Origin of the sequence: Pseudomonas jinjuensis, from assembly GCF_900103845.1 — a bacterium.
GTDB lineage: Bacteria > Pseudomonadota > Gammaproteobacteria > Pseudomonadales > Pseudomonadaceae > Pseudomonas > Pseudomonas jinjuensis.
Genome location: NZ_FNIJ01000001.1, coordinates 23171 through 47438, shown reverse-complemented (window position 1 = coordinate 47438; position 24268 = coordinate 23171). Strand labels below are relative to the sequence as shown.

Annotated in this window: 21 protein-coding genes; all 21 read right to left on the bottom strand. The window is 60.1% G+C overall.

Annotated features, from left to right (window positions below; translation table 11 throughout):
* Window positions 1-19: 19 nt before the first annotated feature.
* Window positions 20-1699 (bottom strand): 30S ribosomal protein S1, encoded by a 1680-nt coding sequence (rpsA, locus tag BLR75_RS00195; RefSeq protein ID WP_084313058.1) that lies wholly within the window; start codon window positions 1697-1699, stop codon window positions 20-22.
* Window positions 1700-1921: 222 nt separating this feature from the next.
* Window positions 1922-3079 carry a sulfotransferase family protein gene (locus BLR75_RS00190; RefSeq protein ID WP_084313057.1) on the bottom strand — a complete coding sequence of 386 codons (1158 nt, stop codon included), beginning with the start codon at window positions 3077-3079 and terminating at the stop codon, window positions 1922-1924.
* Complete coding sequence (locus BLR75_RS00185) at window positions 3076-4875, bottom strand: glycosyltransferase family 4 protein (protein ID WP_169720268.1); 1800 nt, start codon at window positions 4873-4875, stop codon at window positions 3076-3078. Before BLR75_RS00185 ends, BLR75_RS00190 begins: the two co-directional genes overlap by 4 nt.
* Window positions 4875-6125: a glycosyltransferase family A protein gene (locus tag BLR75_RS00180; protein ID WP_084313056.1), complete on the bottom strand. Its 1251-nt coding sequence runs from the start codon at window positions 6123-6125 to the stop codon at window positions 4875-4877. The genes BLR75_RS00185 and BLR75_RS00180 overlap by 1 nt, the downstream gene beginning before the upstream one ends.
* Window positions 6122-7573, bottom strand: coding sequence for a glycosyltransferase family 4 protein (locus BLR75_RS00175; RefSeq protein WP_084313055.1), 1452 nt, complete (start codon window positions 7571-7573; stop codon window positions 6122-6124). The genes BLR75_RS00180 and BLR75_RS00175 overlap by 4 nt, the downstream gene beginning before the upstream one ends.
* Window position 7574: 1 nt before the next feature.
* A complete protein-coding gene (locus BLR75_RS00170; protein WP_084313054.1) occupies window positions 7575-8315 on the bottom strand; it encodes a glycosyltransferase family 2 protein in 741 nt (246 codons plus the stop codon).
* 2 nt (window positions 8316-8317) lie between these two features.
* Window positions 8318-9055, bottom strand: a complete 738-nt coding sequence (locus tag BLR75_RS00165) for a glycosyltransferase family A protein (protein WP_084313053.1) — start codon at window positions 9053-9055, stop codon at window positions 8318-8320.
* Window positions 9056-9145: 90 nt separating this feature from the next.
* Window positions 9146-10843 carry a sulfotransferase gene (locus tag BLR75_RS00160; RefSeq protein ID WP_084313052.1) on the bottom strand — a complete coding sequence of 566 codons (1698 nt, stop codon included), beginning with the start codon at window positions 10841-10843 and terminating at the stop codon, window positions 9146-9148.
* The gene (locus BLR75_RS00155) at window positions 10840-12087 is read right to left on the bottom strand and encodes an ABC transporter ATP-binding protein (protein ID WP_084313051.1); all 1248 of its coding nucleotides are present in this window, start codon (window positions 12085-12087) and stop codon (window positions 10840-10842) included. The genes BLR75_RS00160 and BLR75_RS00155 overlap by 4 nt, the downstream gene beginning before the upstream one ends.
* Window positions 12087-13241 carry a glycosyltransferase family 4 protein gene (locus BLR75_RS00150; protein WP_084313050.1) on the bottom strand — a complete coding sequence of 385 codons (1155 nt, stop codon included), beginning with the start codon at window positions 13239-13241 and terminating at the stop codon, window positions 12087-12089. Before BLR75_RS00150 ends, BLR75_RS00155 begins: the two co-directional genes overlap by 1 nt.
* 18 nt (window positions 13242-13259) lie before the next feature.
* Window positions 13260-14267: a UDP-glucose 4-epimerase GalE gene (galE, locus tag BLR75_RS00145; protein ID WP_084313049.1), complete on the bottom strand. Its 1008-nt coding sequence runs from the start codon at window positions 14265-14267 to the stop codon at window positions 13260-13262.
* A gap of 92 nt (window positions 14268-14359) precedes the next feature.
* Window positions 14360-16186 carry a hypothetical protein gene (locus BLR75_RS00140; RefSeq protein ID WP_084313048.1) on the bottom strand — a complete coding sequence of 609 codons (1827 nt, stop codon included), beginning with the start codon at window positions 16184-16186 and terminating at the stop codon, window positions 14360-14362.
* 659 nt (window positions 16187-16845) lie between these two features.
* Complete coding sequence (locus tag BLR75_RS00135; protein WP_084313047.1) at window positions 16846-19164, bottom strand: type II secretion system protein GspD; 2319 nt, start codon at window positions 19162-19164, stop codon at window positions 16846-16848.
* Entirely contained in the window at window positions 19148-19633 is a 486-nt protein-coding gene (locus BLR75_RS26605) for a hypothetical protein (protein WP_169720267.1), read from the bottom strand. The genes BLR75_RS00135 and BLR75_RS26605 overlap by 17 nt, the downstream gene beginning before the upstream one ends.
* A gap of 128 nt (window positions 19634-19761) precedes the next feature.
* Entirely contained in the window at window positions 19762-20352 is a 591-nt protein-coding gene (locus BLR75_RS00125; protein WP_084313045.1) for a GspMb/PilO family protein, read from the bottom strand.
* A 12-nt stretch (window positions 20353-20364) separates the two neighbouring features.
* Window positions 20365-21444 carry a hypothetical protein gene (locus BLR75_RS00120; protein ID WP_169720266.1) on the bottom strand — a complete coding sequence of 360 codons (1080 nt, stop codon included), beginning with the start codon at window positions 21442-21444 and terminating at the stop codon, window positions 20365-20367.
* Complete coding sequence (locus BLR75_RS00115) at window positions 21374-22414, bottom strand: hypothetical protein (protein WP_084313044.1); 1041 nt, start codon at window positions 22412-22414, stop codon at window positions 21374-21376. Before BLR75_RS00115 ends, BLR75_RS00120 begins: the two co-directional genes overlap by 71 nt.
* On the bottom strand, window positions 22404-23006 hold the full coding sequence (locus BLR75_RS00110) for a type II secretion system protein (protein WP_084313043.1): 603 nt from the start codon (window positions 23004-23006) through the stop codon (window positions 22404-22406). The genes BLR75_RS00115 and BLR75_RS00110 overlap by 11 nt, the downstream gene beginning before the upstream one ends.
* The gene (locus tag BLR75_RS00105; protein ID WP_084313042.1) at window positions 23007-23426 is read right to left on the bottom strand and encodes a PulJ/GspJ family protein; all 420 of its coding nucleotides are present in this window, start codon (window positions 23424-23426) and stop codon (window positions 23007-23009) included.
* Window positions 23426-23836: a pilus assembly FimT family protein gene (locus BLR75_RS00100; protein ID WP_084313041.1), complete on the bottom strand. Its 411-nt coding sequence runs from the start codon at window positions 23834-23836 to the stop codon at window positions 23426-23428. The genes BLR75_RS00105 and BLR75_RS00100 overlap by 1 nt, the downstream gene beginning before the upstream one ends.
* Window positions 23805-24200, bottom strand: a complete 396-nt coding sequence (gene gspG, locus BLR75_RS00095; RefSeq protein WP_371858132.1) for a type II secretion system major pseudopilin GspG — start codon at window positions 24198-24200, stop codon at window positions 23805-23807. The genes BLR75_RS00100 and gspG overlap by 32 nt, the downstream gene beginning before the upstream one ends.
* Window positions 24201-24268: the final 68 nt, after the last annotated feature.

Genomic DNA, 24268 nt, shown 5'->3' with positions numbered 1-24268 from the left:
TGCTGGAAAGCCTGGGGGATTAGCCCTGGTTCTCCATTTGCGCACGAATCAGATCGCCGATGGTGGTCGGACCGGTGCTCTCGGTCTCCTGCTTGCGCAGTTCCTTCATGGCTTCTTTTTCGTCGTCAACGTCTTTCGACTTGACCGACAGGCTGATTACGCGGCTCTTGCGGTCGATGCTGATGATCTTGGCTTCGACTTCTTCGCCTTCCTTCAGCACGTTGCGCGCGTCTTCAACGCGGTCACGGCTGATTTCGGAGGCCTTCAGGATGCCTTCGATATCGCCACCCAGGCTGATCACAGCGCCCTTGGCATCAACTTCCTTCACGGTGCCACGAACGATGGTGCCTTTTTCGTGCAGCGAGGCGTAGTTGGAGAACGGATCGTCTTCCAGCTGCTTGATACCCAGGGAGATGCGCTCGCGCTCCGGATCAACGGACAGGATGACGGTTTCCAGCTCGTCGCCCTTCTTGAAGCGACGCACGGCTTCTTCGCCAGCTTCGTTCCAGGAGATGTCGGACAGGTGAACCAGACCGTCGATGCCGCCTTCCAGACCGATGAAGATACCGAAATCGGTGATCGACTTGATGGTGCCGGAGATGCGGTCGCCCTTGTTGAAGCGGCCGGAGAAGTCTTCCCACGGGTTGGACTTGCACTGCTTGATGCCCAGGGAGATACGACGACGCTCCTCGTCGATGTCCAGAACCTGAACTTCCACTTCGTCGCCAACCTGAACGACTTTCGACGGATGGATGTTCTTGTTGGTCCAGTCCATTTCGGAGACGTGCACCAGGCCTTCCACGCCCTCTTCCAGCTCGGCGAAGCAGCCGTAGTCGGTGAGGTTGGTAACGCGAGCCATGACGCGGGTGCCTTCCGGGTAACGGGCCTTGATGGCAACCCACGGGTCTTCGCCCAGTTGCTTCAGACCCAGGGATACGCGGTTGCGCTCGCGGTCGAACTTCAGGACCTTGACATCGATCTCGTCGCCAACGTTGACGATCTCGGACGGATGCTTGATGCGCTTCCAGGCCATGTCGGTGATGTGCAGCAGGCCGTCTACGCCGCCCAGGTCAACGAACGCACCGTAGTCGGTGAGGTTCTTGACGATACCCTTGACCTGTTGGCCTTCCTGCAGGGATTCCAGCAGGGCTTCGCGCTCGGCGCTGTTCTCGGCTTCCAGGACGCTGCGGCGAGAAACGACAACGTTGTTGCGCTTCTGGTCCAGCTTGATGACCTTGAACTCGAGCTCTTTGCCTTCCAGGTGAGTGGTGTCGCGCACCGGACGCACGTCGACCAGGGAACCCGGCAGGAACGCGCGAATGCCGCTGACGTCAACGGTGAAGCCACCCTTGACCTTGCCGTTGATGACGCCCTTGACCACTTCGTCGGCAGCGAAAGCTGCTTCCAGAACAATCCAGCATTCTGCACGCTTGGCCTTTTCGCGGGACAGCTTGGTCTCACCGAAGCCATCTTCAACCGCGTCCAGCGCAACGTGAACTTCGTCACCCACACTGATGGTCAGCTCGCCCTGTTCGTTGTAGAACTGCTCGACCGGGATGACGCCCTCGGACTTCAGGCCGGCATGTACGGTAACCCAGTCACCGTCGATGTCGACCACGATGCCGGTGATGATCGCACCCGGCTGCATGTCGAGGGATTTCAGACTTTCTTCAAAGAGTTCTGCGAAGCTTTCGCTCATGTTTATACCTGTAGTCAAAGGCCTGTAGGCCCGCTTCCGCATTACCAGCAAACGCGGTCAAGTCATGAAATAGAAGCCACCAGGATCGAGACTGGTATCCTGCTGGCCCCCGGCCGTGCCCAAGGACGAGCACTCCATCGTTCAATTCATCGGGCTCTCGTCGGACAAGACGAAAGAGTCCCAATACAAGGTCTGGAATGTTAGCAACCGACGGCACTACCGTCAAATATCCTGACCGATCCCCCTGCCGGCCAGCAGGCGCTTCCCCCATCGCAATGGGGCGGTGATCTTCCACGACGTGCTGGCATGAAGCAAATCAAGACGTCGGAGCGCCCGGGCATGGGCATCATTGGCCTGGCGCAGCTCCTCTTCGGTGCAGCGCATCCGGCCCCGAAGCCCTTCCAACTCTCGCCTGGCCGCCAGGAATTGCTCCTCCAGAGCGACGCGTCTCCCCTGCATTTCATTCTCGCGGGCAGCAAAGTCCTCGCGCTCGCGAATACCACGTTGCCAGGAGCTCCAGAGTTCAACGTCCTGCCTGCCGCAATGACGCAGCAAGGACCATAGCGCGGAAAAGTCGTCCTCGACCGCAGCCATCTCCCGAACCTTGTCAGCAGGGCCGACCTCATCCCTCGCCAGCCTGCACAACAGGTCGTGCAATCGAAGCAGTGCAGAAAAACTGCTCTCATGGGCGCGCAATGCTGCCCCATCGAACTGCGCATGGCGCAGTTCACGATCCAGCACGCCGCCAAGGAAACGCTGGTATGCCGCTTCGTCGAAGGTCAACCCGAGGCGATCGGCCATTCTGAGCAATGTCTCGCGAGGATGCTCCAGGAGCCCATCGTAATCGACGACGACCATCCGCCTCGCCCCGGCAAAGTGGAGCGCCCGGTACATGTGCTCGTACCAGAGCAACAGACTTTTGCCAGTCGGGAAATCTTCGCGCCTGGCCAGCGAAGCGGCCACGCTCAACGGGTTGCGGACGGGAATGACGAACGCGCTTTCCACGTCTTGCGCCTCGAAGACCTGCGACCAGACGTTCATGAGCCGCGGCAGGCGCGGGTCCTTCATCCCAAAAAGCACGCGATCGTTCAGGCGCTGCTCGAGCAACTGATCGATCCTTGCCTGAAGTTCCGCGCACTCCGGCATGCCCAGCAATCGCTGCTCGTCGAAACCCAGAGCCGAGGAGAAACTTCCCAGTACGGCGTACAACTGGTCGTTGAGTTCGACGATGGCCTCGTCTTCCCAGAACCCCTTGGGATTATCCGGGCGTGGCGAGATCAGATTATCGCCGAAGTCCACCCCCAGGCATTCCAGTGCGGCAGACAGGAGACTGGTGCCGGATCGATGCATTCCCAGCGTAACGATGATTCTCTTTTTCATTCGTCCGTGATCCCTTGCTTCCGGTGTCTCGCCCAGGTCCGAGCCAGTCCGAACGCCTTCATATGGAACGCTGCCTTGACCGCCCTCCTGACTGGAGGGCTATTGGCAATGACTTGCCCAGGCTTCCAACGACCGAACGCAGCCAGAAGCCGTCGGCTGTTCCATTGCCACTGCAACTGCGCTACAGCCGTGCGGCTCGCCTCATCATCCAAGCCCCGGGCATTCGGCACGGACACCCATTCGGCCTCCCCCAGCAAATGCAGGAGACGCTCAGTGAAATACCCCGTATCGAACTTCTCGATGATGCGCCGCCTGGCTGCCCTTCCCATGTCTCGAAGAGCCTCGCGATTGCAGACCAGTTGCTCCAACGCATCTGCGTAGGCAGCGACCAGGTTGTTCGTCATGGGGGCGATCAGATGGCCACACTCCGGACTCACCAGTTCCGCCTGGCCGCCGACATCTGCCGCGACCACTGCCAGGCCGCATGCCATGGCCTCATACAGGACGAGGGCGATGCCTTCCGATTCCGAGGGCAGGAAAAACAGGTCTGCCGCCTGGAACGCCTGTCTGAGGCCTTCATCATCCAGCCAGCCGAGCATATGCACCCGTTCGGTCAATCCTTCGCGTCGCAACGCGGACCGTAGCTGGCCTGCCAGCTCCCCGTCACCAATGACCAATGCAGCGAAATCGCAGCCCTTGTCGGCCAGTTCGCGAAGACTCCGGACGAAAAGGTCCGGCCGCTTTTGTTGGCAAAGACGCCCGGCATAGGCGATAACCGGGGTTCGCATGTCTATTCCCAACTGACGGCGCAGTCGCAATCGGACATCCTGGTCAGGTCGCCAGAAGCAGGAATCCGCAAACCAGTGAAGGACGTCGATTCGCGACATCGGCACGCCCCGGGCATGCATCCAGCGCTGCAGGTGCTGCGAAACGACCCAGTGCCGACCGAGCGCAGCGTCGTAACGACATGCCATGCCGGGAAATCCACCCGCCTCCCAATCTTCCTCCATGTGGTTGAGATCGATCACCGGCACACCCGGTCGAAGGCGGTGAATCAGGTCCAGGGATTCATAGGCGAAACGGCAGTTCGACAGCAGCACCAGGTCAGGTGACCTTGTTTCGAGCAGACGGGCCAGGAACTCGGTCGATGCCTCGGCAGCAAGGAAGGACGGCAGCACCAGGATATCGTCTGTCAGTTCACGGAAACGCGGGGCCCAACGATGTGCGGCTTCCAGAGTAGCTGCGACTGTCAGCGTCCAGCCTTGTGCGATCAGGCGAGTGGCAATATCCAGATTGCAACGATCGGCGCCGCCCGGTTCAAGCCAGGGCAACAGCATCAGCAGATGCTTGCTACCACGCGGGAGGTGCCAGTTGGGCGCCCGGGAGAAACCTCCCTGTCCACGCATCCAATAGCAACCAGAACCCGGTCGCCTACGAGCCTCAAGACGCCCCACACCAGCATCTTCGCCAAGGGCGGCATAAGGAATCCGGGGGTGCGAACGAAAAAACCACCATGCCTGTTCGAACGCCTGCGGAGCATGAATTGGCGGAAGCTGATCGAGGAATAGCCAGGCATCCGCGGCACCACAGTGCTCGGAAAGTCTGGCATCGCTCAAGTTGCCATCGAAACTGACGATCCGGGGATCGCTGGCCAGATCGGCGGGTAAATCGGACGCACAGACCAGCCAGAGCCATTCATCCACAGATTGGACATAGACATATTCGGCAATGGCGCGCAGCGTCGTTTCGTCAGCGCACGCCAAGGTGACAACCACCACCACAGGATCGCGCTGCATCACCGTTTCCCTGCGCATACGCTCAGACGCCGGACAACATTGCGAGTCTTCAGGAAGTTTTCCACGAATGCCGGCCACTGGCTTCTGTCCAGGAGCGCGGGTAGCCGGTAGATCAGCTCGGCATTCCGGCACAACCAATCAGGCAGTTTTTCATCATGCTCGACGATCACCTGCAGCGATTGGCCAGGAGGCAACTCCCGAAGCGCCTGCCGGTAGTCGGACGAAATCTCGCCAGGATCCCCCACATGAAGTAGCGACACGCCGTTCGGGTAATGGCGGTACTGCTGCGGGCGCGACAGGTTGCTCATTGGCGTGCTGACCAGGCGCCTGGAATAGCCCCTGACGAGGTTTCGGCGCCAAGGCGCATCGGTGTAAAACGCGTCATGGGCATGTCGGAGAAACTGGTAGCCCTGGAAAGCTCGCCTATTCGCGTCATGCAGCCGGGTTTCGCCATGTCGCCGGTAGTACAGCAGAGCTTCTTCCAGGACTCGCCCCCGAATCCCCAGGCTGGCCAGCCGAATCCAGAAATCCCAGTCCTCGTACAGGCATTCGCGCGCCTCGGAGAAACCACCGGCGGCCAGCCAATCGGAGCGGTGGAATACCGCCGCAACCCCCAGATGATTGACGTAGCGAAGCAACTCGACGTCCAGATTCAACGTCCTGCCCAGTCGGCGCTCCTCGCCGAACAACTGCATCCAGCTGTGCGCCAGTCGCACACCGGAATCTCCTTCCAGCACCACTACGCACTTTTCCAGGTAGTCAGGAGCCAGATAATCATCCGCATCCAGACAGCAGACATAACGGCCACTCGCGTGGGCAATGCCGTAGTTGCGCGCAGCTCCCGGGCCGGCGTTGTTCTGCCGCAGCAGCGACAGCCCCTGGCAATGCTCGAGTCGCGCCAGCAGCCTGAGCGTTAGCGGGTCGTGGGAGCCATCGTCGACCACGATGACCTCGAAATCCCGGAAAGTCTGCCGCCCCAGGCTACGCAGAGCCTGGAGCAGATAAGAGCCCCCATTGAAACAGGGGATGATCACGCTGAGCAGGGGTCTGTCAGGCCACCATGGCTCGGACGCACATGCCTCGACGGGGAGGTTTTCGTCGATGACGCGTCCGCCGAGCAGGGCCTGCAGCGAGGCCCGGCCGGCATGACCGAGCAGATTCCGAAGCATCGGCCGGAGGAAGAACGCCAGGCGCTCGATGGCCCCCCATGAATGAAGCGACTTGTATGCTCGCCCCTCAGCGGTACTCACCGGGACAGGTCCTGGGGCAGATATCCCGCTATTGCAGCCGTATCCCTGTCGAAGGACTCCCAGCTGTGTTGCAAGCGTAGGAGCGCCTGTGCGCTAGCCACCCGCTCATGCGCCTGGGCCGGATTGTCCAGCACGCGACGGATGGCCTCGATGTAGGCCAGCGGCCCTGCCTTGGCATCGAGTGGAAAGCCTGTCTTCTCGCTCAGCAGTTCACCGATTCCGCCAACAGTGGCGGCGACGACCGGTAGTCCTGCCAACGTTGCCTCCAGCAGGACATTGGGCAGCCCGTCATAGCGGGACGTATAGAGAAACAAGGCATGACGCCCATTGCCGGTCAATTCTGCGAAATCATCGAAACGGCCGTGCATCGCGACATTGGCCAGCGAGCCCAGGCGCTGCAATACATCCATGTCGTAATAGGGATCGGGCTCGCCATGCACGTCGAAGTACACGTCGGGCATGGCCCGGGCAATGTCGTAAAGGAGTTCCGGGCGTTTTTGCGTAGCGATCCGGCCTGCCCATAGTACCCGTTTGCCACGCACCGGCTGCCTCATACACGCTATGTCAGCCGGGAAGTACAGGGCATGCAGGCGCTCACCGGGCAGCCCATCCCGCTGCCGTATTTCCTCGAGGAAAGTGCGGTTGTCGGAAAATACTCCCTCCAGATGCATCCAGGTCCTGGGCAGATAGTCGGTGGCATAGCCACAGCGCACGCCATTGCGGTCCATATCGTCGCAATAGACGCTGGCGAAGAGCTTCTTGCCGATGCTGACCAAAGGTTTGCCAAACTGCTCGAATATCTGCCATCCCAATTGGGAATTGATCAGGTGGATAGTCTGCGCCGGGCTTTGCAGCAACAGGCGCAACAGCACCAGGCGCCGATCTTCCTCGCTGGCAAGCCTCGTCAGTTGGCCGAACTCGACCACCCGAACCTGGGCCGGGAAGCGGTTCACCCAAGGGGACTGCACATCGCGAGTCAACACCACGGTTACCCGCAAACCACGGTCTATGCAGAACTGGACATGATGCAAGGTGCCCAGGTCCGCTCCGCCGCGCATCATGTGCGGTATCAGGAATATCACCTGGGGAGCCGACTCGACGAAGTCATGGAGAAACCCTTTGTACAGGACGGCCGGATAAGGATCGGCCGGCGGGTACCAGGTGTGGAATCCACCAAGCATTTCTGGCGTCGGGTAAAGCGCAGGCTCTATCGCCGACAGCTCCTTCAACTCGTCGATGATCCAGTTCGGCATACGGGGCGGCATCACACCTGAATGCGCCGCTGGCACCACAACCATTTCCCGGAAATATCGATACTTCAGACGGTCACAGAACAATACGAAGCGCTGCACCTGATCGTCGCTGAGGAAGCGCCGCAGCACCGGGACGACCTTGTGATACGAGCGTCGTGCCAACTGCGCAAACTGCGGTTTGTACTTGGCCAACATGTTAATCAGATCCTCTTTTCGTCCATGATTCGGCGGCAAAGAAGGGGCCAGGGCGCAACACGGCCTGCTCGCGCACTGCCTCGACCTGCCGCGACTCCATCGATTTCTGTCGATAGAACAGCGCGGTATTCGGCGCCGTCGTATGCGACACTCCACCGGCAATGACTGCCAGGCTCCAGTCCCAGTCTTCATAGCCGAAACCACTCCATGACATCCCCGTTTCCCGGTAAGGAAAACGAAGGAACAGATCGCGGCTGGCAAACACGGTCGATCCCCACAGATGGTGCTTGAAACAGGTTTCCAGACACCCGTCTTCGGCCAACTGGTCAGTCTGTCGAGCCCACGCCCGCACAGCGCCAAACAACACCAGGTATTCAGGATGTACGACCCGTTCAGGCCCCGCGTCCAGAACCTCCAGCGCTGCCGCGATCCAGTTCGCCGAGCAATAGTCGTCACCGTCGAGGATGCCCAGATATTGCCCGTCAGCCGCAGCTATCCCCGCGTTGCGGGCAAGTCCGGGATCACGGCAATCCACCTTGAGCACCTGGTCCGATGGACGCAGCACGGGATGCGACTCGACCAATCGATCGGTCAGGGGATCGGCACTGTCCAGGATGGCGACCAGTTGGACGGATATTCCCTGGCGCTCCGAATGCACGCGCATGCGTTCGAAGCCGAACAGCGACCATTGCGCCAACGTTCGCTCGGCATGAAACGTCATCACCATGCTTGCCCGCTTCATGACTATCGCTGAGTCGGCCCAGCCATGCCGTCGGTGAAAAAGCGCCCGGGACGCACCACCGCCTTGCATGCATCCATCTCGATGAGCATCGACTCCTGCTTGCGGCGATAGAAGAAGGCAGTACCGGGAGCGACCGTATGCAACCGCCCGGAAGCCATGATCTCCAGGCCCCAATGCCAGTCTTCATAACCAAAGCCGGTTTCCCTTACCCGTGTCTCCTGGTACGGGACTTCCTCGAAAACGGATTTCCTGGCAAACACCGCCGAACCCCAGGGATGGGACTTGAAGCAGTTGGCCGCGCTGTAATTCCCGTGCAATTGATCGGCTACACAACCAACGGCGCGGATAGCGCCATGACTGACGATGTACTCGGGATGGACAACCACGCGGTCACCGCAGCAACGTGCCATTTCGAGCGCCTCCACCAGCCAGTTGCCGCTGCAGTAATCGTCGCCATCAAGGAATCCCAGGTAATCGCCACGCGCATGTGCCACTCCGTCGTTGCGCGAAAGGCCAAGGTCGGCATTGCTCACTTCCACCACTACGTCAGCCTGCTCGAGAGAGGGGTGCCCGGAGACGATACGGCGAGTGGCAAGATCGGCCCGATCCAGTACCGCCACCAACTGCACGGACAGGCCTCGGAAAGCTGCATACCGCCGCATGCGTTGGAAGCCCCAGAGACTCCATTGGGCAAGCACGCCCTCGGCATGAAAATTCATTACCAGACTGATTTCGCACATTGCATCGTTTCCGCTCACTGAGAATTCAGGCCGCCGTTTCCTGCTTGGGCCCGCCCTGACAGGTCCAGCTTTCGCCGCAGGGCAATTGGTTCAGAGGATGTACTGCAGACGCTCGGCGACCTCGCATACCACTGCTGCCACGAGGTCTCTTTCCTGCTCGTCCATCTCCCCACGCCAATGCAGGGGGGATGGTTCCGGCAAGTCGCCGTCGGTAAGCAGCAGATTGGTTATTCCATGCGGGTCGGTGAGCAAATCCTCGTACCGCAACCAACGGACTTCCTCACCAGCATCGAGCAACTGCAAGGCGAGGTATCGCCACCACAACGCCCGGCGTACTGGCAGGCAATCGGTCGCTTCGATCTGACGCAGAGCCCTGCGCTGCCAACCAGTCAGGTTGGGGTCATCAGGATGGCCGATGGGTTGGTCCTGCACCGCCGCGGTCCGCAGATGCTCGAATGTCCGCGCCCATGAAGCCAGGCTGTCGTAGGGGTGACGGATCAGCCCGATGAAGCGGGCCTCGGGCATCACCTTGCGAATCGAGGCCAGGCGGGAGAGGTACGCCAGGGTGTTCTTGGTGCCGAGCGTAAAGGTCGCATCGCGCACATCCGCCTGATATGGCGAGGCCATATCCCCATCGCGAGCCGTATCGTCAACCAGCCTTCCACCGTTGTGCTTGTTCAGTACCGGCCGACCGGCCAACAGATCACGACGCAACTCGGCGTAAAAGCGAGGAAGCCCCCATGGCTCCGCCACGCCCGCCAGCAATGGGAATATTTGCGAAGGCTCGTTGATGATCACCGTATCCGCATGCTCGGATAGCAGCCTGCACAGGTAACTGGTACCGCTGCGCGGCAGTCCGGTAATGATCAGGTCACGACCTCTGGCTTCCGTTGCGCCAGTATCGGTCCCAATTGCTGCGACCTCTTGTGCAAACCTCGACTCCTTACGCAGGACCTCGCCAAGATCAGGCCAACGCCGCATGAGCTCACGCAGGTCCTGCAGCAACCGAGGCTCGCGGGCAAAGGAGAAAAAGTCGTGGTAATGGCAGAGCACCTGGTCAGCGCCTGCCGACATGGGCTTCAGGTGTAACGGGAAGTTGTACCGCTCCGTCAGGACACGTGTCCGGTAGCGGAGTTTGCCCAACGCCAACGGCAGGCTCAGCTGGTCCAACCATGGCCATTTGCATTCGATTTCAGGATCTCGGCGGAGACGCTCGGCGATATCGAACCAGCATTCGGCAAACCGCGGTGCATCATGGACCCAGATGAAACCCGCATTGAAATATGCAGGCATGGTGTCGCTGGAACAGCTGGTCACGATCTGCCACTCAGGAAGATCACTTTCGATCACCGAATAAAGACGCTGCCAGTACTCGCGGTTTACCGGCACCAATGCCATGTCGGCAGGCTTGAGGGCAGCCTCGAAATTCGTCAGGACAGAGAAGTCGAGCGGGCGCAGGCAATACATGTCGCTGTCGAGGAACAAGGTGTGCTCCCCAGCCTTTCCGAGTGCCAGGGCGGCAAACTTGTTGCCGATTGGATAGTCGTCACCGAACGGGTTCTCGATCGGCAGCACGGATATGCCCAGGCTTCGGTAAAGATTGCGTGAAGCATCGCCAAGCTCGCCCCACCTGGAGACCGGAGTTGCCTGCGCGGCGACAATACGGGCCTGCGCGCCCAGTCTGTCCCGCAGGGAGGTGGCAAGCATGGCGGACTTGATCTCGAGCTCGCCGCCATGCACAACGAACACCACGGTTAACCGCTCTACGGACTTGGACGGGGAATTCATGAGCAAGAAAGCGCCTCGAACGCGCCATGCAGATTGACTACGGCGTCAAAACGCTTACGTGGATTGAGAATTCGGAAGGTTGCGGCGTTGACCTGCTTATCCAGAAGTTCGCAACAGTTATCAGAGCGCGCGTCATCCAGGCGCAACGTCAGCGCATACTCCCCCGCCTGCAAATCCCCCGCGAACGTGATCCGCGTGCGCAGCATTCCTTCATCATCTGGCTCCAAGTCCAGATTCGCCTGCGTATTATTCACCGCGTACAGGTTGTAACCACGCAGATCACGCACAACGAGGGTTATTCGAGGCGTGCCCACCGGCTCGAATATCTGCGCAGCTACTTCGACGGCGATCCTTTCACCACTTTCGAAAAAGTCTCGCGGCTCATCGGGACCTGCCATACGCAACCAGAGAATGCGCCCCTTGCCGTTGCCGTATGCCAGCCCATCCCGCCCCAGCGTACGCTCGGCAGGCATACCGGCCAATGCGGACTCCCGGTGCTGCGCCGCGATGCTATCGCGCAGGTACAACTCGCATGCCGTCTCGCAGTCGCCGTCGAACGCCACTCCACCGTTTTCGAGATAAATCGCTCTGTCGCAGTAACCCTTGATCAGTTGGGCATCGTGGGAAACCAAAAGCACAGTAGTCCCCTGTTTCAGCAACGCATCCATCCGACTCAGGCATCTGAACTGGAAGGCAGCATCCCCCACCGCCAGCGCTTCATCGACGATGAGCAGATCCGCATCGACATGCGCGCTGATAGCGAAGGCAAGCCGGACATACATGCCACTCGAATAGGTTTTCACCGGTTGATCGATGAAGTCTCCGATATCGGCGAAGTCGATGATTTCCTCCAGCCGGTGAGCGATCTCGTCATGCGACATACCAAGCAGCAACGCATTGAAGATCACATTGTTTCTGCCGGTCTGCTCCGGATCGAAACCGGCGCCCAGTTCCAGCAGTGCTGCGATCCGCCCACCTGTCCGAACCCTGCCTAGAGACGGGCGCAAGGTGCCGGCCACAATCTGCAGAAGCGTGGACTTGCCGGAGCCGTTACGGCCTATGATGCCGACCACCTCCCCTGCGCGGATCTCGAGATTGATATCGCGCAGAGCCCAGAATTCCCGATAAAAGTCGAAACGCTTACCGAACAGGGCCTGCAGAAAGCGTTTGGCAGGATGGTCAAACATGCGAAAGCACTTGCCGACGCCCTCGACCTGAATCAGTGGCCGTCTTTCATCGTTCATTACGGAACCCTATGCGGCGTCGAATACATGCCGGCCAGCACTTTCTTGTTGATTTCTCGGACATCGAAGCGAATCTCTGCGATGCGGCGACTCTCATATCCCATCCGCACAATAAGTTCAGGCTCGGCAATAAATCGTCTCATCGCATTGGCTATGCTTGCCGGGCTGCGCACCGGTACGAGGAAACCATTCACACCATTTTCGATGGACTCCCGGCAGCCGACCCAGTCCGTTGTGATCACAGGCCTGCCCAGGGCCATTGCCTCCTGGGTGCTTCTGGGCAGCCCTTCGCGATAGTAGGAAGGCAGAACAAAGACACTGGCGCGAGCAAGCCAGACACGGACATCCGCGACGTGGCCGACCCACCGCACTAATCCTTCCGTGGCCCATGCCTGTATTTCTTCGTGCCGGAGGGAATCCGGATTGGCATCCGTATCGCCGACAATGACGAAGTCTGCTTGCGGAAAGTCCTGTTTCACCAACCTCGCCGCAGCCACAAAATCCTCTACCCCCTTCTCGCGCAGCAGCCGGCCGACGAATACGAATACGATTGGGCTCAATATCGGTGGGGACAAACGAAAGTGCTCCAGGTTGAGCCCGATTCCGGGCAGCATCATGACCTTGCCCGGTGCCACTAACCCCCTCCCGACGAAGAGAGCCCGGTCGTCATCGTTGAGCAGAAACACACAAGTGGAGAAACGCAGGCTCGCCCGGTACAACAGGCCGACCAGACAGCGCAGCAACATCCTTGATGGCGTGTACCTACCTGCGTCCGAATAGACGTACCCTGCACCTTCGATCATCGAATACACGCTGCGAATTCCGGCAAGGCGTGCAGCAAAACCGGCATAGATCACTGGTTTGGCGAAGTAGCTGAACACTGCGTCGACACTCAGCGCCCTGAACATCCGGGCCAGTTTCTGGACGACTCTCAGCGCTGAAAACGGATTCATCCCCATACGGTCAATGGGACAGTCCACCGGTATCGCACCGAGAGCACGAAGCTGTCGCTCAGAGTTCGAATCATGATCGGGAGCAAAGGCGTATACCTGAGCTCCCTGAGCAACCAGATCCCGGATCAACTCGCCACGGAAATTCAGAAGAGAAAACGCCTGGTTGGAGACCACTGCCAGCCTCTGGAAGTTGAGTGACATAATCACGTGCTCCCAGAACTACGCGTCAGGATTCAGGGACTGCCAGCGCCAGGCATCTTCCACCATGCGCTCGATACCCTTGTCAGAACGCCAGCCCAACTCGCGCTCAGCCTTGCTCACATCGGCATAGCATTCAGCTACATCTCCAGGACGCCGATTCGATATCTCATAGGGAATGGCTTTGCCACATACATCCTGGAAGGCCTTCAGCACTTCCAGAACCGAATAGCCCCTTCCAGTCCCCATGTTCCACGCATGTACGCCATTTTTTTCCGAGATGAACTCGAGGGCCTGGACATGACCACGGGCAAGATCACAGACATGCAGGTAGTCACGTACTCCTGTGCCATCAACAGTGGGATAGTCGCCACCATAAACGGCGACTTTAGGCAGTCTGCCAAGTGCAACCCGGCTGAGTATCGGCAGAAGGTTGTTCGGTATGCCCTGTGGACTTTCACCAATGGCCCCACTGGAGTGGGCACCCGCGGGATTGAAATAACGCAGGATCGCTATCGACCAACGTCCGTCTGCACCAGCCAGATCCTTGAGGGTTTCCTCGATGAAAAACTTGCTCCGACCATATGGACTGGCAGCACGACCGACAGGATGCGTCTCGGGGATAGGAGTGAATTCGGGAATTCCATAGACGGTGGCCGATGAGCTGAACACCAGCCGATATATGCCTTGATCGGACATCGCTCTGAGCAGTGATAAAGTTCCAGCCACGTTGGTTTCGTAGTAGGACAAGGGAAGGCGGACGCTTTCGGCGACAGATTTGCGGGCAGCAAGATGAATGACGGCGTCGATCTCTTGTTCCGACAACACACTGCGCACAAAATCTGTGTCGCGGACGTCGCCTTTCACAAAATTCACATTGGAAGTGGTCAGCGACTCGATCCTGGCGATAGTCTCGTATGAACTATTTTCAAGATTATCCAGAACAACCACTTCGGAACCCTGTTCCAGGAGGTCCACCGCAACATGGGAGCCAATAAAGCCGCTTCCGCCCGTTACCAGTACTTTCATCGATTCACCAATCCATTGGATTGACCACTGCGAATTGACAGGGAAAGAGGTGGCTTGCACCACCTCTTTCCAATTTCATGGCATTGCCATGATTAGTTGCGGTTGTTACCTGCCTTGTGGTTGGTAACGGTGGACGGACCGCTATCGCCGTTGAAGTTGCCCTGAGTAGTAGAAGTCATGTTGACCAGAGTGCCGTTCGGCGTACGGATCAGCCCCAGCGCCTCACAGGTCGGGAATTCGCCTTCCAGTACCAGGCGAGCACGCCCGCCTACTCCGTTCCAGTCACTGCCGTTCACGCCGAAGGCCTGCGCAACCTCGGTAACGCTGTAAACGCCAGTTTCGTGGGCTTTCAGAACCGACTTGCCAGACTGGTCGGTAATGTAGGCACTGCCGGAGTCCGGATAGCGCTTGCCGTTCTGGTCAAACAGAACACCACGCACCTTGCCTATGCGGCCGTTGTCGCTGGTGTTGGTCAGGCGGATGAAGAATGCGTCCTGGTTGTTTCCACCCGGCAGGTTGAAGAGGCTGGCGACGCAACTGCTCTTCCAGAAGTGATCCAGCTCACCGCCATTGATTACGCGGTCAACGTAACGCACGTTACCGAAATCGACTTTCAGCGGACCGACAGCGAAGCTCTGCTGAGCCACCATCGGGTTGACGCCATCTGCCTTCACGCAGATGTTGTAGACCTGATTGATGTCGGCATTTTTCAGATTGAGCGCCAGCTTGGCGATACCGTCACTCCCGGTAGCGCCGGCAATAGCCGCAGCATCCCAGGAATAAGCCACGGCCGCGGACCCGGAAGCATAGGTCTGGCAGTTGTCAGTGGTGAGACCTACCGACTGCAGGCCGGCGAAATTGCCGCTGATGTAACTCGTCAGGGTGTCGCTACCGTTGAAGCCGAAGACGGTACGCCCCTCTTCGTTCAGCACGTCCGGATTGACGCCAAGACGCACGGCGCCCAGGCGGGCGTAGTTCGCGCCGTAGTTCTGCGGAGAAGTCAGGCCCGGTTGAGTGGAGACGGCAGGATCGAATGCCTTGTCCTGATTGGCAAGATCCAGCGAATGCAGTACCTGGTACTGGCCATAGTTGTTGGTATTCAGCACATCCCAGTAGACGGCGGGAAGCGAGGTGAACACCATGAGCGGCTGAGCGGAATCGTTGTTCTTCGCGTCGCCTGCATTCGGGCCGGTAGTGGTATCCAGTTGTGCGGACATGGTTACCTGGAAGCGACGCTCGTTCAGCGAATCGTTCAGCAGGCTGACTTTCGGATTCCAGGATTGGCCGACGAAGGTCGCATCACCTTGGAGCGGAGCGCGCAAGTGGTCGACGCGCGCAGGCTGTCCATTGGAAGTGTTATTGGTGCGGAACATGAAGTGCACCACTGCCTTGCCCGGCTCCGCAGCCGTGGCGGACGCAATTTCGGCGGCACCGGCGGCATCGAGGGTCAGCGCCAGGGTGTTCACGCCGGTACCGCTGGTGATGGTGAAGCCCTGGCCAGCAGGCAGCGTGCCGATCTTGATCTGGTTGGCAGTCACTGCGTTGGCGTACTGGGCCACCGTGCGATCAAGCGTCAGTTTGATGGTATGACCAAGGGAGGCATTTACAGCCTTGTTCAGATCGATCGCATAATCGACGTCCGGAAGATCGAACTGGGTCGATTCGGACAGGTTACCGAAAATCTCCTGCGCGATAGTGATGTTGGCCGCGCGACTGCCATAGTTGGCGCCAGTCTCGATACTGGTACCAGCCTTGTAGTTGCCTTGCCCCGGAGCGTACTGATCCACATCACCGGGCGAGTTCTGGGTTACGGTCGCGTTCGAGCTTTGGCCAACGATGATGCTGATCACACCAGCGTTCGCAGCGCTGGCAAACATGACGGAAGCAATCGCTGCGCCCAGCAGTGTCCTTTTCAACATTTAGTTAACTCCTGTTAATTGAATTGCAATTTCCATTTCTGCCCTGCGGGAATTGGCAGAGCAATAAGTACTGGCCACTACGAGATACTTCGATTACGCACCCGACATCACGATGGTGCGCCGTCATCCCAGACCTAGTTTCAATTTCCCCTTGACCGAATACCCACTCGAAATTCAAGAAATTTTCTCTTGGTCTCCAGCTGATATTCAGCCAACAACTTCATCAGCGTCGGATAAATTTTCGACAAACAGCTGAAGCACCGGACTTTTTGCCTGAAAACCAGCAAAGCCCCCGGAACGCTTTATACATTCACACTGGGGATACGAATAGCAATGAAACCTGCAAAAACAGTCAAACCAATAGAACTCGGAACTTACCTACATGCCTTGTAAGAAATAACCCACATACGAAGAAAATGTTCCATTCAGAAATCGCTCCCCGAACATTTCGGAAAGAAGAGGTCACAGCCCAAGATCAGAAAAAATTGCACGGGATAACGATCCCCCTCGATTCATCCCGTCTGAAATATCCGAGAAATCAATGTGAAAAATTTCTATCTTTCGGAACTGAATATCTCAGCAGAGCGTCGTGGGGAGTTGTTTTTAGCTATCAGAGATCGCGAGATACTACGGAACCCACGGAGGCATCGGGTACCTATTCAGGAACAGGCTCCGGGAGCCTTGGCACAGGCCAACGAGGGCTCGATCATCTGACGGAGCTTTTCGGTGATTTCCTTGGCGTATTCCCCGCTTTCGATCACATACGGCTGAATCAGCATGACTACTTCATCCTGACTCTTTTCCAGAGACCGACTGCCGAACAGATAACCCAGCCCGGGAATATCCTTGAGCCATGGAATGCCACTGTTGGCGTCCGTTGTAGTCTCGCGAATGAGCCCCCCCATGAAGATCGAGCCCCCGCTCTGCAAGGTAAGGGCGGTTTCCAGGGAGGTACGACTGATGATCGGACTGGAAGCACCACCACTGCCGCCCGACGAGTCAGTGCCTGACGAAGAGTCGCTCCCGCCCCCCGCATTACTGACCTCCTGGCTGACGGTGAGATCGACCCTGTTGTTCGAATACACCACTGGAGACACGTTCAGGATGATGCCGGTGGAGCGGTAGGAAATGCTCTGCAGCAGATTGGAGGTTCCACCGGTACTGCTGCCATCGGTCTGCTGTCCCGTGACTACCGGGATATCCGAGCCGACGTTGATATTTGCCTGCTCGCCGCTTTTGACCAGAACACGCGGAGTCGCCAGGATTCGTACTCTCTGGTCGTTGGCAAGGGCCGAAAGCGTCGCCTTGGTCCCGCCTGCCGTATTGATCACATAGCTGAAACCCTTGTCTCCCAGACCGAATGCACGCGCGAAGTCCTTGTCGATGTTGGCCTTGCCACTCCGGAAGGACCAGTTGAGGCCGATGCTCTTGCTGTCTCCGCGGTTGACGCTCGCCACCGTCACCTCGATCAGAACCTGGCGCGCCGGCTTGTCCATCTGCCGGAGCAATGGTTGCAGTTGTTGCCAGGTGCGCGCGGGTCCACGGAAAAGGATGGCGTTGCGATTCTCGTCTTCCACTATGCTGCCGCTGCCTGCAAAGCCGGAGGTCAGGCTTTCCAAGGCACCACTACCACCACCGAGCAAGGCCTGAGTCCCGGCCAACTGCAGCAACGGCGAGAGGCCCGGGCGGTTGTTGCTCATATCGTTCTGCGTACGCTCCTGGCCTGGATGCGTGAAGGCCGGGCTATCGGCCGCCGCACGCCGGCTGGCGCTATTACCGAGATCGGGCGTCAGCCCATAGGCACCCGCCGACGGCAAGCCGGAAACCAGCGAGCGGAGCGATTTGGCCAACTCCGATGCCCTGGTGTTGCGCACCTCGTAGAAGAACAGCCCCTCGTTTTCCGCACCCGGCCCTTGATCCATGGTGGCAGCCAGGGGGATGCGGTCTACCTGCCCTGCCCACTCGCGTACCTTGCCCAGCAGTTCCGGCTGACTGGTAAAGACAATCAAACCGTTGGAGCTCTCCAGCGGCACCATCACTATGCTGCCGGATGGCTCGCCGATGCTCGCGCTGTATCCCTGCGCCGCCAGGAGCGTCTTCAACTGCTTGGCCAGATCGGCGGAGCTGATGAAGGCCGGATCGATCCGCAGGCTGTACTGGCCACGCATGAACGGTTGGTCCAGCAGACGCACGGCTTCTGCAGCCTGGCGAACGATGGCGGCCATGCCCTTGAGCATCAGTCCGCCACGGGGGTTGTCGGCAGTGGCGCTCAATCCGGACTTCTCATAGGCGCTGTTCAGCCACGGGATGACATCCTTGGGGTCGACGTTGTTCAGCGGGACGAACTGGAACACCGGCCGATAGGCGATCGGCACGTCAGGCCGGGCATCGCCGCTGATGAGGATGGGCGGCTCCTCCGGGCTCAGGCCGATCTGCTTGATCTGGAAGCGCAGGACGTTGCCCTGGCGAAGAATTTCCACTCCGTAGTTGGCAAGGACCTGCGACGCGACATCGTAGATGGTCTGTTTGCTTTGCGGCTGCTCAAGGCGCAAGGTGACGCGCTCGTTGCGGGTCTTCAACGCGCTGTCGATCTCGAACGGCAATCCCAACAGGTTGCCAAAGACTTCATTCACGAAGGCAGGCAGATCAACGTCTTCCAGATTGACCCGAATGTCCGCGGACTTGTCGTCGAGCGTGAGGCGATCATCACGATCGACCCTGCCACCGGACGGGGTCGCCAGGGGCGCTGGCGTGGCACTGATGCTCGGGCCTTTCGGCTCCGCGGCCGTGTTCATTCCGGAATCGATTGCGGAGGCGCCTTGGGCAGGCTGGTCGGGCCCGGTCTGCTTCTGTTGATCCAGCAGGGGCTCGGGAATCTGCAAGGCCCCGGAAGAACAGCCCCCAACCGCTCCCAGGCAGATGGCGAGGAACAGCGGGCGACAGGGAAAGGGGACGAACGACTTAATCGAGTGGAGCATAGAGTTTCCTTTCGAATTCTCTGCCTTCGCCATCCTCCGATAGCGAGAAGCGAATACCTTGAACATCGATCTGCTCCAGATGCTCTCCACCCGGGAGCGAGGCGCCCAGGGGATAACGCAGGACCGGCGAAGCTGCATCCTTGGCTATCAGGGCAAAGCGGCCTTTGGGTTCATCGATCACACCGCGGAACAGCCAGTCCACCTTGATCCTGGCAACTCCCCCGCTATCCACGCTGATTCGCTCGTCCTTGCCCTGCCCGTCCGCAGGCTCCGAGCCCCACAGGTGCATGCTTGCGATCCGAGCGGGAACGCTTTCGTCCAGAGCCACGAAGTTCGGCGTCGGCGGAGCCCATTCAGCACCGCCGCCAGGGGAAGGAGGTTCATCGAAAGCCGGTCTGGACAGCACACCGGCGAGGGCGCCCAACACGCCCAGGAGGAGGTACCAACGAAGGTTTTTGTAGGAAGTCATCAGAGGCCAGAAGCTGATTCACGGGAGCAACCCACGAAACGGGCAGTGATTCTGGCATCGAACTACTTCGGCATTTTCCTGCCCGGATGAAGGACGTTTCCGCATCGGTGAAACGCCTGGGTCCTCGCTCACCGACGCGGGTCAGGCAGGAAGTGGAAGGACAGTTGCAGGTTGATCGAAGGGGATACCCGATTGCCGATCTCGATAGCGTCGATGCTCACCCATTGGGGAGCCCCCTCCACCGCATACAGCAATCGGCCAAAACTCTCTGCATCGAAGCGTGCGCGCAACTGCGCCTCGATCCTCGCAGTACGCTTGCCATCCTCGAAATCCAGGGGCTGCAGGACGTTCACCCTGGCTTCCTGCAGCCCGGTTTTCTTCACCAGGGCATCCAGCCAGGCCTGCACGTCGGCCCTGGCGAGAGCAGGATTCTGCGCCCGCCATAGGCGGGTGCGGAAATTCGCCAGGACGTCTTCGGCCTGAACAGCACGTTCCGGCCAGTAGCCCTGCCCCGCCAGTTCCTGCAGCTTCGCCAGATTTTTTGCCGACTCGATGAAATCCAACCTGCGGGCCTCCCGCCAATCGCTGCACAGCATGACGAGATTGAGCGCCAGCAGCGCGAGGATCAGCCAGCCCGCCATCCTCAGCCTGGCCTGGTCCTGCCATTGCGCCAGCAAGCGGAACCAGTGGGTACGCGCACCTTCCAACAGATCAACCATGACGTGCAGTCCTCAGCGCAGGCTCATCGCGAGTTGCAGGCCGTCGCCCTGAGGCGAGGGCTCGACCCTGACATCGTGGAATCCGCCCTCATCCTGGAAACGTTGGACGAAGAAGCGCGGGTCCATCCGCTGTGTCGCGACGAGCAGTTCCAGTTCGTTTTCGTGAAAGCGCCACTTCAGCACCTGGCTGTCATTCGGCAGCAGATTCGCCAACCGCCGCAGCAGTTCGACCTGCGAAGGCTGTTGCATCATCCGCTGCCACTCTGCCGCCTCCGCGCTGGCCTGCTGCGCCCGGTTTCGGGCCGACAACAATGGCTCGACCTGTGCCGCAAGCACCTCCTGCCGGGCATCCAGGTCACGTTCGCCCCACCACCAGGATGCGCCCTGTGCCAGATGGAAACCGCACAGCACCAGCAGCATCGCCAGCATCCCGCGGGATAGCCAGAACTCCCACTCGGCAGCCCGGGTCAATCCCGCCGACGCCGCCCAGGGAGCTGGCAGCAGCGCCAATCGTTCGACAGGCAAGGCGACCGGCATGTCCAATCCCTGGATGCCCCGCAGCAGATTGCGGACCTGTTCGGGCGATGGTGCGGCGGCATGGTGAATGCTGAGCAACAGCACGCCATCCTTCCAGACCTGCAGATCCAGCCCGGTCCTGACTTCGATCAGGCGGACACAAGGCATCGCCGTCGCAGGAGCCTGCAACAGCGTCTCCGGAATGCAGCGGTAATGCCGGACCGGCTCGCTGAAATCTTCCGCAGCCTGGACTCGCGCCTGCTCGTCCCATAGCCACAACTGCACCAGCCCTCCCCGCCAGACCGCGTAGTGGCCCGTCTGGCGGTACGGCGACAGACCTGGCAGCTTCAGCGCCAGGGCCTGCGCACGGCCAGCCCGAGGCACATGGGACATGTCCAGACAGCGATAGATGCATTGCGAACGTTCGATCACCCATTGGGTAGCAGCCTTGCGCCCCAGGCCCCGGGGGCGCTCCGACCACTCCAGACGCGGTCGCCCCTCGTCGTCACGGACTTGCCACAAGCGGGGCGGCGAGAACGCCAGGAGTGTCGTGAACGATTCGTTGATTCGTGGCATCGGGAACATTGGCTTGCAAAGACCTTCGCTGGAGGAACTGCCAGGGCGACTGATGCAGTTCATCCGCCCCGAAGTTGAGTTGATATTCGTAGCGCGCGACGGCGTTCGCCGGTCGCAGGCGTATCAGCAGAATCGAACTGGCCAGGCGCGACCACCCGTCCTCGGGCAGGTTGCCGGCATGGATGCCGAACACCGCGGCGACATCGCTGCTCATCATGATCGGGTGGTCGGTACGTATCGCCAGCAGCCGCGAGGCACTCTCCGCAGGGAATCCGAAGGCCAGGCTCAGAAGCGCCGGATCGACGGTGTTCAAATTCAATCCCGCTTCATTCACCGACACGAAATCGCACCAGCCCCGCGCTACCAGCAGATCCTCCCAACGTCTCCAGGACGGCAGGACGAAGACCTCCATGGGGCTGCGCAGAAGCCGCGCCGAAATCGCGCCCTCTCCTCCGAATGCCGCCCGCGCCCGCATGTACAGGCCGAGGTCCAGCAGCATCTGCGGCGTGCTTTCCGCGGGCACTCCCAGGCCCACCAGCAACGAGGTCAGCGTGGCGGGAGTGCCTGCGCTCAGGCTGAGGCGCGCGGCATGGTCCATGAGGGTGAAGCACCAGCCGTTGGCCAGGCAGTATTCCCGGCCGTCCAGCGGCAGTTCCGCCCCCACCGGCAGGCTCGACGCATCCATGTCGGTCGTTTGCGAAGCGACACTGTCCGGCGTGGTCTGCCCGGCGACAGTCAAGCGGTTGGTGGAGATCAGCCAGGTCAGCCGGCTGAGCATCGATCGTTCGCCGATCTCCCGCTGCAGCAGTTGCCGCTCCGCCTCGACGCCATCCAGGCCCCGCTCGATCCACAGTACAGCGCCGCCCACCACCAGGGCCATGACGGCCAGGAACCAGATCACCCCGACCAGCACGAACCCTCCACTGGCTTCGGGACGGCGTATGCAGGCGATGCCCCGGTCAACGGTCATCGAGGTTCAACCCCAGCCTGGGAGTCAGCACACTGGCCAGCACGAACAGGCTGCCTTCGGTGGATGACAGAGCCACGGCCTCCGGCAGGCGGTCCGCCAGCGCCGGTTCGGGAGGCCAGTCCTCATGCCAGCCGCCATGGGCATCCTGGTACTGGAACCGGGCATCGCCCGGAAGCTTCATGAGCGGCCAGCGACTGCCTTGCGCCATGCGCACGTAGATGAATTCCGCGGACGAGGATTTCTCTTGCGCGTCAGCCTCGATGCGGTAGGCGAACGGCACGGGAATGCCCGCTCGACGGTCGGCGGCCAGCGTCGTCACCCCTTCGAAACTTCGTGAATCGCCGCGAAAACGAGCGGACGTGTCGGCGTTCACCGGCGCGGCCAGATGCGATACCGCATCCGAGAACCAGCCAAATGCGAGCTCGCGAACCTGGCGCCCCTCTCCCTGCCGCAGGAAACGGTCGTTCACCTGCGCCACGTAGAACATCCCCTGCATCAGCAGGGTAGTGATGAAGGCGACCAGCACCAGCACCACGATCATCTCCAGCAGAGTGAAACCGGACTGGCGGGCAGCAGCTCGACTTTCCGTCATCTATTCGCTGCCTCTGCGGGCCAGCCGGAATCCTGCCAGCTCCAGTGAAATCGGCACATCCGCAGCGCCAGTGCTGCGGACAAGCGCTTCGACCCGGAACAACTCCGCATCGAAGGCTCCCGGGTTGCCGCTGTAGCGGCCCACGACCGGCCGCGGCGCGGTCAACGCCTGGCTGTTCCAGTCCAGCCGATAAGGTCCCAGCACCACACTTCCTGCCGGGTTGATCATGGGGTTGATGCGCTCCAGGTACGCCAGGGCGGTACGCGTGGCCTCTATCCGCTGCTGTGCTGCCGAGATGCGCTCCAGGCTGATGAACCCGCTGTTCAGCCAGGACAGCAACGCCCCGCCGACCAGCACCAGCAGCGTCATGGCCACCACGGCTTCCAGCAGGGTGAAGCCGGCCTGCCTGGATACGGCCATCAGCGCTGCTCCATCCGGCACAGTGGCGCATCCAGTTGCAGAACTTCGGTACGTCCTGCGTGGCTTAGATCGACCTGTCCCCCCAGGCACACACCATTCTGCCAATAGATGACAGGCTCCCGTGCCGACAGGCTCCAGCCATCGGGCAGAAGCAGTCGACCCGCGGGAACGACACCGGCGGGGCCGATCACCGTTTCCACCGCGTCGAGCCGCGTCCGGTATCCCAGCCCTTGCAGCTGATCGAGCACATCCTGGAAGTCGATCCGCCGCCGCCAGGCTTCATGCATGTTCATCAGGCTGGGCATCACGATCGCACCGAGCGCCGCCACTATCGCCAGCACCACCACCAGTTCCAGCAAGGTGAAACCGGCGGCCTGCCTATTGCCGGGGCAGGTAGCCAATATCGGCATTTTCCCCCTCGCCTCCCGGTTGGCCGTCAGCGCCCAGGCTGTACAGGGAGAACGGCTGCTCGGCACCGGGCTTGTCGCTGTAGAGATAAGGATGATTCCAGGGATCGAGCGGCACCCCGCCTTCCAGGTAGGGCCCCTTCCAGAACGTCCTGGTCTGCTGGTCGGCTGACGGGGCGTTGAGCAGCGCCAGTCCCTCCTGCTCGGTAGGCAGCCGGCCGATGTCGAGGCGCATGGTCATCAGCGCCCCCTTGAGCATCTTCACCTGGGTCTCCGCAGTCTGGACCTTGGCCTTGTCGGCCTGGGAAAACAGCCGTGGACCGACCAATCCCATCAACAGGCCGATGATCACCAGCACCACGATCATTTCGAGCAGGGTGAATCCCCGCTGCCCTGCCCTTGCCGTCACCTTTCTCACCTCCGCTCCTTCTGTGT

Excerpts from the sequence above, each read along its gene's own strand:
- rpsA (WP_084313058.1), bottom strand. The coding sequence starts at position 1,699 with ATGAGCGAAAGCTTCGCAGAACTCTTTGAAGAAAGTCTGAAATCCCTC.
- BLR75_RS00190 (WP_084313057.1), bottom strand. The coding sequence starts at position 3,079 with ATGAAAAAGAGAATCATCGTTACGCTGGGAATGCATCGATCCGGCACC.
- BLR75_RS00185 (WP_169720268.1), bottom strand. The coding sequence starts at position 4,875 with ATGCAGCGCGATCCTGTGGTGGTGGTTGTCACCTTGGCGTGCGCTGAC.
- BLR75_RS00175 (WP_084313055.1), bottom strand. The coding sequence starts at position 7,573 with ATGTTGGCCAAGTACAAACCGCAGTTTGCGCAGTTGGCACGACGCTCG.
- BLR75_RS00170 (WP_084313054.1), bottom strand. The coding sequence starts at position 8,315 with ATGAAGCGGGCAAGCATGGTGATGACGTTTCATGCCGAGCGAACGTTG.
- BLR75_RS00165 (WP_084313053.1), bottom strand. The coding sequence starts at position 9,055 with ATGTGCGAAATCAGTCTGGTAATGAATTTTCATGCCGAGGGCGTGCTT.
- BLR75_RS00160 (WP_084313052.1), bottom strand. The coding sequence starts at position 10,843 with ATGAATTCCCCGTCCAAGTCCGTAGAGCGGTTAACCGTGGTGTTCGTT.
- BLR75_RS00155 (WP_084313051.1), bottom strand. The coding sequence starts at position 12,087 with ATGAACGATGAAAGACGGCCACTGATTCAGGTCGAGGGCGTCGGCAAG.
- BLR75_RS00150 (WP_084313050.1), bottom strand. The coding sequence starts at position 13,241 with ATGTCACTCAACTTCCAGAGGCTGGCAGTGGTCTCCAACCAGGCGTTT.
- galE (WP_084313049.1), bottom strand. The coding sequence starts at position 14,267 with ATGAAAGTACTGGTAACGGGCGGAAGCGGCTTTATTGGCTCCCATGTT.
- BLR75_RS00140 (WP_084313048.1), bottom strand. The coding sequence starts at position 16,186 with ATGTTGAAAAGGACACTGCTGGGCGCAGCGATTGCTTCCGTCATGTTT.
- BLR75_RS00135 (WP_084313047.1), bottom strand. The coding sequence starts at position 19,164 with ATGCTCCACTCGATTAAGTCGTTCGTCCCCTTTCCCTGTCGCCCGCTG.
- BLR75_RS26605 (WP_169720267.1), bottom strand. The coding sequence starts at position 19,633 with ATGACTTCCTACAAAAACCTTCGTTGGTACCTCCTCCTGGGCGTGTTG.
- BLR75_RS00125 (WP_084313045.1), bottom strand. The coding sequence starts at position 20,352 with ATGGTTGATCTGTTGGAAGGTGCGCGTACCCACTGGTTCCGCTTGCTG.
- BLR75_RS00120 (WP_169720266.1), bottom strand. The coding sequence starts at position 21,444 with ATGCCACGAATCAACGAATCGTTCACGACACTCCTGGCGTTCTCGCCG.
- BLR75_RS00115 (WP_084313044.1), bottom strand. The coding sequence starts at position 22,414 with ATGACCGTTGACCGGGGCATCGCCTGCATACGCCGTCCCGAAGCCAGT.
- BLR75_RS00110 (WP_084313043.1), bottom strand. The coding sequence starts at position 23,006 with ATGACGGAAAGTCGAGCTGCTGCCCGCCAGTCCGGTTTCACTCTGCTG.
- BLR75_RS00105 (WP_084313042.1), bottom strand. The coding sequence starts at position 23,426 with ATGGCCGTATCCAGGCAGGCCGGCTTCACCCTGCTGGAAGCCGTGGTG.
- BLR75_RS00100 (WP_084313041.1), bottom strand. The coding sequence starts at position 23,836 with ATGCCGATATTGGCTACCTGCCCCGGCAATAGGCAGGCCGCCGGTTTC.
- gspG (WP_371858132.1), bottom strand. The coding sequence starts at position 24,200 with ATGATCGTGGTGCTGGTGATCATCGGCCTGTTGATGGGATTGGTCGGT.